The organism is Natrarchaeobius chitinivorans, from assembly GCF_003841505.1.
Taxonomy (GTDB): Archaea; Halobacteriota; Halobacteria; order Halobacteriales; family Natrialbaceae; genus Natrarchaeobius; species Natrarchaeobius chitinivorans.
The window spans coordinates 1-11,188 of the sequence record NZ_REGA01000035.1 but is presented as its reverse complement, the minus strand read 5'-3'; the positions used below and the strand labels follow the sequence as shown (position 1 = coordinate 11,188).

General features: G+C 51.1%; 12 protein-coding genes and 2 pseudogenes. 10 read left to right on the top strand and 4 right to left on the bottom strand.

Features of this window, described 5'->3' with window-relative positions; all coding sequences use genetic code 11:
- The 10 genes from EA473_RS21505 to EA473_RS21470 all read left to right on the top strand — a co-directional run.
- A partial coding sequence (locus EA473_RS21505; RefSeq protein ID WP_207890232.1) for a hypothetical protein occupies positions 1 to 1,117 on the top strand: 1,117 nt, incomplete at its 5' end.
- Positions 1,114 to 2,238 carry a tyrosine-type recombinase/integrase gene (locus EA473_RS23325; protein ID WP_124197658.1) on the top strand — a complete coding sequence of 375 codons (1,125 nt, stop codon included), beginning with the start codon at positions 1,114 to 1,116 and terminating at the stop codon, positions 2,236 to 2,238. The genes EA473_RS21505 and EA473_RS23325, both read left to right, overlap by 4 nt.
- 719 nt (positions 2,239 to 2,957) lie before the next feature.
- Positions 2,958 to 3,482 carry a DUF7342 family protein gene (locus EA473_RS22950; protein WP_449289223.1) on the top strand — a complete coding sequence of 175 codons (525 nt, stop codon included), beginning with the start codon at positions 2,958 to 2,960 and terminating at the stop codon, positions 3,480 to 3,482.
- Positions 3,483 to 3,551: 69 nt separating this feature from the next.
- On the top strand, positions 3,552 to 4,007 hold the full coding sequence (locus EA473_RS21490; RefSeq protein ID WP_207890231.1) for a hypothetical protein: 456 nt from the start codon (positions 3,552 to 3,554) through the stop codon (positions 4,005 to 4,007).
- Between the two features lie 300 nt (positions 4,008 to 4,307).
- The gene (locus tag EA473_RS23430) at positions 4,308 to 4,709 is read left to right on the top strand and encodes a DUF7344 domain-containing protein (RefSeq protein ID WP_449289222.1); all 402 of its coding nucleotides are present in this window, start codon (positions 4,308 to 4,310) and stop codon (positions 4,707 to 4,709) included.
- 250 nt (positions 4,710 to 4,959) lie between these two features.
- The gene (locus EA473_RS21485; RefSeq protein WP_124197656.1) at positions 4,960 to 5,469 is read left to right on the top strand and encodes an Lrp/AsnC family transcriptional regulator; all 510 of its coding nucleotides are present in this window, start codon (positions 4,960 to 4,962) and stop codon (positions 5,467 to 5,469) included.
- A gap of 162 nt (positions 5,470 to 5,631) precedes the next feature.
- Positions 5,632 to 5,931, top strand: coding sequence for a HalOD1 output domain-containing protein (locus tag EA473_RS21480; RefSeq protein ID WP_124197655.1), 300 nt, complete (start codon positions 5,632 to 5,634; stop codon positions 5,929 to 5,931).
- Between the two features lie 73 nt (positions 5,932 to 6,004).
- The gene (locus tag EA473_RS21475) at positions 6,005 to 6,649 is read left to right on the top strand and encodes a helix-turn-helix domain-containing protein (RefSeq protein WP_124197654.1); all 645 of its coding nucleotides are present in this window, start codon (positions 6,005 to 6,007) and stop codon (positions 6,647 to 6,649) included.
- Positions 6,650 to 6,730: 81 nt separating this feature from the next.
- Positions 6,731 to 7,192 carry a HalOD1 output domain-containing protein gene (locus EA473_RS23320; RefSeq protein ID WP_165875357.1) on the top strand — a complete coding sequence of 154 codons (462 nt, stop codon included), beginning with the start codon at positions 6,731 to 6,733 and terminating at the stop codon, positions 7,190 to 7,192.
- A 130-nt stretch (positions 7,193 to 7,322) separates the two neighbouring features.
- On the top strand, positions 7,323 to 8,717 hold the full coding sequence (locus tag EA473_RS21470; protein WP_124197653.1) for a hybrid sensor histidine kinase/response regulator: 1,395 nt from the start codon (positions 7,323 to 7,325) through the stop codon (positions 8,715 to 8,717).
- Positions 8,718 to 9,145: 428 nt separating this feature from the next.
- Here the strand turns inward: EA473_RS21470 and EA473_RS21465 are convergent, their stop codons facing one another.
- The 4 genes and pseudogenes from EA473_RS21465 to EA473_RS21450 form a co-directional block, all read right to left on the bottom strand.
- Positions 9,146 to 9,454, bottom strand: a complete 309-nt coding sequence (locus EA473_RS21465; RefSeq protein ID WP_124197652.1) for a HalOD1 output domain-containing protein — start codon at positions 9,452 to 9,454, stop codon at positions 9,146 to 9,148.
- 146 nt (positions 9,455 to 9,600) lie between these two features.
- Positions 9,601 to 10,002, bottom strand: coding sequence for a hypothetical protein (locus EA473_RS21460; RefSeq protein ID WP_124197651.1), 402 nt, complete (start codon positions 10,000 to 10,002; stop codon positions 9,601 to 9,603).
- A 74-nt stretch (positions 10,003 to 10,076) separates the two neighbouring features.
- Positions 10,077 to 10,709: pseudogene (locus EA473_RS21455) on the bottom strand (IS6 family transposase).
- Between the two features lie 325 nt (positions 10,710 to 11,034).
- A pseudogene (locus EA473_RS21450) lies at positions 11,035 to 11,188 on the bottom strand (IS5/IS1182 family transposase); the annotation flags it as partial.

The window sequence follows — 11,188 nt, the reverse complement described above, 5'->3', positions numbered from 1 at the left end:
CTCGCCTGACGAGACGGGCTGGATCGCCCGGACTGATCAGCGATGGCTCTGGAACGGCGGCGCACTCACGACTGCGAGTGCGCCGCCTGTGACGGGAGACATAACGAAGAACCGGCTGGTTTGGTGGAACAGCAGCTATCTCGGTATGATAGCGGTCAGACTCGGTGCAATTTCGGCGTGGTCGCCGTCTCAGCCAGTCACTAAGCTAGAACGGATGGTCTCACCACATATCCAAGGCCAATCCGATTTCGAATCTTTTGAGAGTGCTACCGAGATCTACCTTGACAAATTAGCAGACTCAGCACCAGAAACCACTTTCTGGTCACACAAATCAGCAGTAACAGAGTTCTGTGACTGGTACCAAACCAATTCTGTATCGAAGAACTTTCCTAATCAAATTGACTTCGTTGAGTTCATAGACTACGTGCAGGCTAAATCAGGATTCAGTTCTGAGACAATTGCCAGCTACACTCCAATCTTCGCTAATTTACGGTCATTCATTCACCGGCAAGATCCTGAAATTCTCAAGTTTGAACTGCTGTCCGGAATCTCTGAATATAATTCAATGGACCTCCATGAGATTATAGGAGAAAACTCTGCAGTCATTAACTCGGATGGTGATTTTAACAGGTCTGAGCATATTGCATCTCTATTGACCTATCTTCGACAACGTCAATTTGGTACTCGAGTACACGCATATGCTGAACTTATTGTCGATGTGAATGGAAGGCCAACAGTGATTAAAGAAATTGAATTAGAGGATATTTCATTGGAAGATGGCTTGGTAAGCGTTTCTATTCCAGAAACGCACCTGGTGAGTCGTATAGATCTAGTAAATGGACGGGTGGCACAATTATCCCCGAGTACCATTGAGACGATTGAAGAATACGTGACTTATGAGCGGAAAGAGCCAACAAAAGCAGATAGTCAACCACTATTTACGACTACTCACGGGAGAGCAAGTGAAGCAACACTTCGTCGGTCACTCAAACATATTAGCGAAGACCAATATGGTCACTTGCTTACAACAGATAGGTCTCAATGTGACCAGATCCAAGGTATTTGCCCTTGCGATCTCTGGCAGCATTCGATTTCGAAGTTAGTGGGGGAACGATGAGCGGAGATGTAGTCCAGATACTGTCTGAGGTCAATGATCCAGATACAATTGAGAAGGTTTTGAAAGCATGTGAGAACCCTCCTGAGCAAAGTAGCGATTTCACTCAGCAGCTGAATACAACTCTGACGGAACTCTACAATCGGTTTCTCTCACGTCGCCAGAACCGCAGCCCATCAACACGAGCACAATATAAGCGTACTATCCCAGAGTTCGTCGATTTTGCAGAGTCAAATAACGTATCTACTCCCGAGAAACTGTCCCCAGCGCTTGCCGACATGTATATTGACTATCTCCGGACAGAATACAATTCGGATGCTACCATACTCACATATACGAAAAACGTTCGATCGTGGCTCCAATGGCTCAGTAAACGGGATCTGTGTGACAATTCCACATATCGAGTTCTAAATCAGGAAGAGCTCGGATTGTATCCCAAAGCTCGCGATGAGGCTATTTCACAGCCTGAAGTCACAGGTCGCCTTCACCGACTTCGGCGATGTCGACGAAGTTCAGGTATGCATGCTCTCATGGAACTTTTATGGAATGGTGGACCACGTATTGGTGGCGCACATTCACTTGATCAGCGAGATTTTGATCCCGAAAATAAAGTGCTTCGCTTCCGTCACAGACCGGAAACAGGAACGAGGCTTAAGAACGGGAGCGAAAACTCGAACACGGCTGGTGATGGTGAGCGAAATATTGTGATAAAAGAAGAGGTCATAAGCGCAATTCAATTGTATATCGAGACAGAACGGCCTGACGTTACTGACGAGTACGGCCGAGAGCCGTTATTTGCAACAGAATACGGACGGGCTTCTCGGTCGACACTTCGACGATGGGTGTACGAAGCAACAAGTTGCCGCTGGAACCCAAAAGATACTGATAATTGTTCGTGTGATGGTACCTGCAACCCAGATTCGAATGTATGTGCAGAGTCGTATTATCCGCACGCAATCCGTCGAGGATCGATTGTCAGCCATCTTAGTGGCGGTCTCCGACGAGAACGGGCAAGCGAACGATTCGACGTGTCTGTGAAGGTAATCAAGAAACATTACGACCCTCGTACGAAACAGGAACTTCTCAATGATCGGCGAGAAGCAGTTGAGCAGTCGTGGAATTGAGCCACAGTAATACCAATAGGGACCCTCACGGTCAAATATGATATACCTCTGGTGGATCACTAGGTGGCAGTGACTTCCCCGCGGGAGATTACATCGCTCGAGGCGTCCGTTTGGAACCATCGTGATGCACTCTCGAGGAATCGGCCGGTGACAAACCGATTGGCTGATTTCAGGAAGACTGTAAGTTACTACAACCCGACGCAGTGTGGCGATTCACCAGGGCCGAATATATTTCTCTCCATGGTGGGAACGAAGAATTCCCATGGGAAGTTTCAGTTCCCACTTCGAAGCCACAGTAGCTCAATGTCGGTGACTGGTTGTTTGAGAAACTCGAGATCCGTGGTACTGGTGCTGTCAAGACGAGAACGGAAGGGGTCAGTCTGCTGGCACGGAACAGCCCACCCAAGATGAGTGTGGAAGCGGTGGCAAGTCGGCAACTACAGCCTGTCAAATCTGTTTTGGTGACACGGGTCAGAAGCCCAACTGTGCAACTTGTGTGCGACCGATACGAAGACTACTGTGAGTGGCTACAGTCTTTTCCGGAGGTGAACTCCCTTCGAAATGGCGTCTGTGGGTATCGAGGCTGACACCGTGAGTGTCCTTCTGGTCAGAACCATAATCCACAGCTGGCGTTGGTCTCCCCAAACAGGTGGAAAATCGGATCTACATAATCGAGAACGGGGCAAATTATTTGAGTGCTGGCCTGGTATTGTGTTCTAATGCCCTCACACCCAGGATCATGGAAGGAAAAAACGAGTGGACGTGAGCGCGTCCGCATGGTGGTTGATACGCTCAACGATCCAGCGACTATCAATACTATCGCAGAACAAGCGGAGGTTGCGTGGGAGACCGCCGATAGCGAGGTCGAACGGCTTCAGACGGAAAACAAAGTCCGCGAAAGAGACGATGGGCTCTATGAACCGAATCCGGTCCAACAGTTCCTCGACCAGATTCTCCAACTCATCGAAGACCACTCGAAGTCGGAGCTTGAATCACAGCTCCAAGAGTACCAAGAGCAAGTAGAGGATCTCTCGGCGGAGTACGGCGTAACTTCTGCCCAAGAGTTGCGAGAGCAATTGACCAACGATGATGTCTCTGCCGAAGAAATGCGAGAGATACGGAACGTTAGCGATACGTGGGCGGCACTCGAGTTGGAGATTCGACTCCTGAAAAACGCTCTGCAACTCTATGATGATCTCTCCCAACTGTCTCAATCAAACGGAGAAACGGCACTTACTGTATGACCGCTATTCACTGCCATCACACAGGTGATCTCTATTCCTCTATTTCTCGTTAATTGGATGCGACCCGGGATGCGCACACTTCACCGGATCCACCTCGTCCGTGAATTGCAGAATGATGATCGGTTTGATACCGTTGAGTTCCGGCTGGCCGAACCACGGGAATCAGGGAGTTATCGTGTAGTTGGATCGACGAAGACACAATGGCTTCTCGACGACCCCACCTACCCGTCAACCGATGCACGTATCGAAATTGGATTCACAGATCAGGACAACGAGTATTGGTACTGGTTCAACTGGATCGAGCCGGAACGATCGTTCATGCTTGGCTGGCATCGAGATGGCGACCATCCAGACCTCGGACCAGCTCACGTGCAAATCAATCAAGGAGAGTCTGTTGTCGCTCGAAAATCAGCTGAAACCATTGATAGCCACCCAGGAGAGATCTTCCACAGGAGATTGGGCCAAATCCCCAGTATGCTGAAGCGGGTTTCGTGGGATGGGGATCAAGCCATCGGGTTCAATTAGTATCCTGATCCGCCTTCAGGTGAGGAATCCTGGGTCAAGCGAATTGAAGATTCACGTCCATCGCAAATAATACTTTACTCGTCAGTGTGCGCGTGGAGGCGGCCGGTTCAGTGGCCGTTAAGGAAGTCGCAACGTAGGAAAGCGGCTACCGAAAACGGTCTAATCATGATAATACGGGTGATATTCACGTGGTGGCTCCACACGTACGATCAAGATTGCGCTCCGAACGGCGACAAAGACGAGTAGACCCCTCGGGAACCTGTCGTTGTTATTTTCGCAGTCCGGCCGAACGTTTTGCACATGGTGACAGAATTCTCCGGTAAGATTGCTATGACAGACAATACCAGGGCAGGAGCCAAACCAGTCATCGACACGCACAGTCTGTTGAGTCATCCGCTCCGACGCCGGCTTCTGTTCGAACTTTCGAACCACGATAACCCCGTTCATCTCGACGCACCCGTCGATGGAATGACCGGTTCGGAGTCGGCAGGCGCAACAACACGTCACGACAGACCTCCCGACCCCAATACTGTTAAAACCGAACTCCACCACAGTCACCTACCGAAATTAGCGGCAGCTGGCTGGATCGAGTATGACTCCGAAACCAAGACCATCCGCTACGAGTCTCGAATCGAAACAATCCAATCGGTGCTCCAGACAACGGGAGACGACCTCGACCAGCTCCGTACGGCATACGATTAACAAACCCGGGAATTATAGTAGCCACTGCACACCTGTTCCACGACGAACGCGCGCGGTTCGGAGCGGACGCGGTTCGGAACGGACAGCGTGAGTGAGAACCGCGGAACAGCGAACGAGGAACGACGTGACCCGTGAGTGGGCTGTGCGATCAGTGTCTACATAGTTACAGTTGTTACTAGAGACTCTCGATAGGTCGGGACGAGCGGGCCATTTCACAGTTACTTTGTAGCGATCAACACGTATCCCTTCCATGGCACGAGAACTCGATAACGTTGATCGCGGTATCCTCTACATGCTCCAGTTGGACGCCCGGAACACCACGTCGGAGGAAATCGCCGACAAAACGGGCGTCTCCGCCAGCACCATTCGTAACCGCATTGAGCGCCTCGAAGACGACGGCGTGGTCAAAGGGTACCATCCTGAGATCGATTATGAGTCAGCGAATCTCCCCCTGCGCGTGATGTTCGTTATCACTGCTCCGCCGAAACAACGAAGCGAGGCCGTAGACCAACTCTTGGACATCCATGGCGTCATAGACGTTCGTGAAATGCTTACTGGCAATCGGAACATTCAGGTCGAGGTAGTAGGCCGTGACACGAGCGACATCGTCCGCATCACGGACGCCATCCACGATCTCGGCGTCGAAGTCGATAGTTCGGAGATCATGAAACAGCGGAAAGTGCAACCGTTCAATCACTTTTACTTCTCGGAGGCAGTGGACGATATTACGCGGCAGGAAGATGATAGCGAAACTGAATAACTAGTGGGTTGCTAATATAGCAGTATTATGCTCTTATTTTACTAAAGCGTCTCTACCGGTTCTGTATATTAGCAGTTTATCCCCTCTCTTTCTGTGTTTTTGTCCATTTATCAGGTTGGGGTTAAATAAGGCATATACGGCAACGTAGCTTCGTCATAGACCATGAGTGAACAGGAAGGTACCGAATATGTTCCTGCAAAGGAGGGATATCACGCTACGTTTGATCCAGCGTCCGAACCGGGGAGCGATGCCGTCGTTTCTTCGCTTTCGGAATTGACTGGTACTGATCCCGACGAGCTGGAGGCAATCGATGCCGTTGTGGACCCAATCGTCTTCGACGCCCTCATCCGGCGACATCGGCGTCCCATTCAGGTTAGTTTCGTGTACAATGATCACGACGTGACTGTAGACACTGGTGGGGAAATCTGGATTCAAAAACGAGAGGAAGACCACTCTCAATGAGACCCCACATCACCAATCGCTCTGTATCTGTAGCCTCTCAGTCACTACCGGCTTTCGAATGCGTGAGGTGGCTATGGCGACAGTAGCCGAGTTCACACTCGAATCCGACGAGTTCCCCTTGGGAACCGTGTTTGCGAACCTTCCGGATGTAACCGTGCAACTCGAACGCGTTATCCCGGACTCAAACGGTGTCGTCCCGTACTTTTGGGTACGAGGAACGGAGACTGATGACATCGTCGAGCAGTTTTCTGCACATCCAGGTGTTCGAGATATCCGCGTCGTCGATCAAGTCGATGGCGAGTACCTCATGCGCTGTGCATGGGAAGAAGACTATGATAGCGTCCTCGATGCGTTGATTGCTCCTGAAGTGATCTTGTTGTCGGCAGTCGGGACTAACGAGGAGTGGACGTTCGAATTGCGCGGTGAGAGTCGAGCGGAGATCGCGGAATTCCGAGAGTACTGTCACGAACACGGTGTTCCGGTTAAGTTGGCGGAGCTTCACGCCCTCAGATCCCTCGAAGCGAAGCAAGATCTCACTGAAGCACAACGCGATGCGCTTACACTCGCGTACGAACGCGGGTACTTTGACTCACCGCGAGAAACCACCCTCGAAGATATGGCCGAGGATCTCAGGATTTCACAGCAGGCGCTCGGTGCGCGGCTGCACCGCGGCAATAAGCGCTTGGTCGAACAGGCACTTATCCAATCAGACCCGTAAGCCGACAGCAACCCTGGCTTAAATATTCAATTGTGTATGAAACCATTAGAGTGACCCAACTCAGCCGACTAGAATGGGGTAGTGACCCACAATACCTCTCCAAACTCGGATACACAGACGGCATCCCCACCGCAAGACCGAACCTTCGCTCCCGAACGAAGTGTCTCCGAGTTCGAGTCAGTCGAATACCATCCAGAGGATAAGGTATACCGACTCCGCTCCAGCGATCCGACCGACTCTGCGACCAAAGCCGTCGTGAGTGCTGTCGCAGCAGTCTCGGATACCAACCCGCTCGACGTGGATCCGCTACATTCGACAATCGATCCTGACGCGCTTAATGAACTTTCGACACCCCGTAGCGGTGCTGATGGTGCCCTGCACATCACATTCGAATATCACGGCTACGAAGTGACCGCAAGCAGTCACGGAGAGATCGAAGTGAGGCCCCTGGAATCGCCGGAGCCTCAAACAATGTCGTCCAGACCGGAGAGTGTGAGCCAAGTAGATCAACCCACGGATAGGTGGACCGATGAAGGACGATGAGTGAATACGTTGAATGCCGACTGTGCGAGTTCGTCTTCATGGCTGCAACAGGAACTACCCCGCTGCCACGGAACTGGGAAGTATGTCCAAACTGTGAGGGGGAAGATTTTCAGTTTGCTGGTGGTGACTGATGGCTACCGCTGATGCAGATATGGATCATATCCTCTGCGTTGATGACGAACCCGGCTTGGCAGATCTCGTCGGCAAGCAACTCGAACTGAAGGGGGACTGCATTGTTGCTACCGGAGTGACCTGCCCCGAAGCGGCGCTCGACTATCTTGCAGGCCACGCTGTCGATGCAATCGTCAGCGATTTCGATATGCCAGCTATGACCGGTCTTGATCTCCTCGAATCAGTCCGAGCGGATTATCCCTCCCTCCCATTTATCCTCTATACGGGCAAGGGAAGCGAAGAGATCGCCAGCGAAGCGATTCGCATGGGCGTGACGGAGTATATGCAAAAAGAGACGGGGACAGACCAGTATTCCGTTCTGGTCAACCGCGTCCAGAACGCCGTTCGTCGTTACCGTGCAGAAGATCAAGTTGATACCGAACGGAGCCGGTTTCAGGGCGTCTTCGAGCAAGCCTCAGATGCCATGATCATCGCCAGCAACGACGGGACGTATCTCGATGTCAATGCAGCAGCCTGTGAACTCTTCGGGCGGTCCGAGGAGGAATTACTTGGCAGGACGGCAGCCGACTTCACCATCGAGGATTTCGACTTCGATACTGTGTGGGATTCGTTCCGGGAGAATGAGACTGACCATGGTGTGTTCCCTGTTCGCCGACCGGATGGCTCAATTCGCATCGCTCAGTACGCTGCAACGGCGAATATCGTCCCCGGCAAACATCTCTCTGTCCTCCGAGACATCACCCAGCGGCGGGAGTACGAAAAGCAGATTCGACAGGAACAAGAGCGACTCCAAGAGTTTGCTGGTGTCCTCTCACACGACCTCAAGAATCCCGTGGCGGTAGCACACGGTCATATCGATCTTCTGAAAGAGCACGTTACAGATGAACAGGCTGATGCTCTCAGCGAGGTCGAAGATGCAGTTTCTCGCATCGACCACATCATTGACGATGTACTCTCCCTCTCCCAGCAAGACGGGATCGAGACAGAGATGACACCCGTCGCGGTATCTGCAGTGGCGACTGATGTCTGGCAACGAGTCCAGAACGGCCGCGCCAATGCAACGATCAAGGACGGTGTCAGTGTCCGGGCAGATGAGGGACTTGTGGAGCGGTTATTGACCAATCTGTTTCGGAACGCGATCGAGCACGGTGGAGCAACGGTTTCTATCGAATTCGGTGGGCTCGAAAGCGGTGACGGCTTCTATGTTCAGGATGATGGACCGGGCATCCCGCTCGATGCTCGTGAGGAGGTATTCGAGTGGAAGTATTCGACCAAAAATGGCGGCACAGGTATCGGGCTTAAGAGCATCCAACAGATCGTAGAGTCGCATGGGTGGACAATCACAATCACTGAAAGCACTACGGGCGGGGCACGATTTGAAATCGTGACATAAGCGCGTGTAGTGTCCTCTCTCGGAGTCCTTCCACCGTGAATTGCGCAATGCAGGTTTTCCTGACTCCGGAAGGACCGCGGAGGAAGTCTGGATCCGCTGATTGTCCGTCAAGGATCGGCCGCAGGACGCTTGAGAGATGAATGATCTCTGCGTCCCGATTTTCATCTCTTATAGTATAAACTTCGGCTGTAGTCCCAAGCGTCTGTGATTACGTCCGTCACACATTATTCTATGTGATGAATGGAAGCGTGCTGTTTCCGAATTTTCGAAGGGAGAAGTGTAATTGAGGTGTTTCTTTGTCCCTAAGGGGGGGGTTCAATTTGTGTAATTCGGCTCTGTTGAAATCCTATTGGTCAGACACGATCTGCAGTGAAATAGCCGGTAAGTGGGGTTGCACACCTATCGTATCGCGCCTTTCTGTCCTTGTATCATCCTCTTTGGATGCTATCCTGCGTTATCTGGTTATTATCTTTCTCAGTTATACTAATAATACATCCCTCAAAGGTGAAACTAATGGATATATTAGATTTATGTTCTTGTGAATGATCTATTAGCTGTTCCATCGCATCAACCTCAACGCTATTGTACAGTGGATCAAGAGCAGTTACGGTAACTCCTTTCAACTCAGCAACTCCCCTTAGTATTGCTTGAGTATAAGATTCATCTGGCTGTTGCTTTACTGTAATCGTTGAGCCACCATCAGTACGTACATCTTTGTAGTGGAGATTTTGTGGCATGTTCCTACTCAATTTTTAGGATAGTTTATCCTTCTTCCCAACCATATAGGCTGTGACTATTTGGGTGACAATAGCACCCCAGTGAGATATGGTTGGGCTATACTGAACGGTAACTACGTTTGCGAATTCGCCGCTTGAGTTGTCTATTAGAGATTGACGCTATTCTGCTGTTCCTCTTCAAGACGTTGACAGCCAAGAACTAATGAATTGGGAATACGGGACGCTTCCGCATGGAGCGCTTCGAAAACCACTGCTACTTCATCGAACCGTGGACCACGAGCGGCGATCAGCGGTTCTGCTTCCCAAGTGATGAACCCCATATCCGCTAACATCGGCAGATGGACGTGGTGTAATTCCTGACGGAGCTGTCTCATGTTGGGTGGAACGTTAGGCATCATTGCACTCTCGGGCAATGGAACTGATTGATCTGGTCCAGCATCCAAAAGGGAAACTATGATTTGGCGACGTGGCTCGGACGAGAGGGCTTTGAAAACGCTATTCCATTTCTCGATAACCTGTTCACCATTTTCGTGATGTACTCCCCCCATTGTAATCAGCAGGAAATTCATGTCGAAGACTTTTATAGTTAATAGGTGTGAGGAAACGGGTTACAGGTCACCGTCTAGTTTAGCACCTCGGCTGGCGTCTGTCTGTTGAGTGACTGGTATGGTCGCTGTGTGTTATAGTAGTGTACGAACTGTTCAAGCCACTCTCTGACGCTCGCTCGACTGACCACCCACGAGTTGTGGAAGCGGTCGATCCGCATTTTGAGGGTGTGAAACCACTTTTTGATGTGGTTTCGATCAACGTAGTCGAGGTGACCGCTCAATCCTAACCGAGAGAGGGCAGTCAGATAGCCGTAGCCATCAACGAGAAACTCAGCCTCAGAAAGATCGTGTTTCTCGGTGAGTCCATGCAGAAACGTAGCAGCTGGATCGGTGCCTCGCCGTCCAAAGAGTGCAACATCGAGGATGAGTTTCGTATCAATGTCTATTGCAGCGTACACCCAAGATCAGTCGCCGTTAATCCTGACAGCGGTTTCGTCAACCGCGACCCGCGACGGCGAAGCCGTCGGCGGGTCTGGGACGCTATCAGACAGCCGATGTATCCAGCCCCAGATTGCTTGATGAGAGCGTTTAACGCCGAGTGAGAGAAGAATCGCTTGTGTCTCTCGAAGCGAACAACCGGTCGCTTCACGCTCCCAACATTCATCAAATTCCGCCGCGTAGCTCTCGCTGAGCAGGTCTGCGAGCATAGTTCCAACCTCACTCTACGACCTGTTCGTTCCTCAAACTGCGCTAACTAGACGGTGCCGGTTACAGATTGATTTAGGGACTCTCAATCTGTCTGTGTACGGTTTCTACCAGCCGATATATTTTTCAGCTTCACTTACCGATCATCCACAAATCTATCACGGAATAAGGGTTTCAATAGAGCCTGTAATTCATAACAGTGGTTGTTAATACAATTTCTTTATCCAGAGTGGGGTGTGAAACTCGCGGTCAGTATAGGCCAAAGACTCAGCACCCGATCCCTATTCACCCTCATAATCACACAAAGAGGGTGTCATAGAACTCTTGTCACACCGTGATGATCGTACTTCCCGGATTGTCTCCGCGTTCGTAGTTGGTAATTGCAACGACGAGGCGAAGGCACAGCGCGAGGAACACCTGCGCTCGTGCGTGGACGCGGCCTCGGGCGTGCGTTCGCCCGAGGCCGCAGTCCTTGACTGAT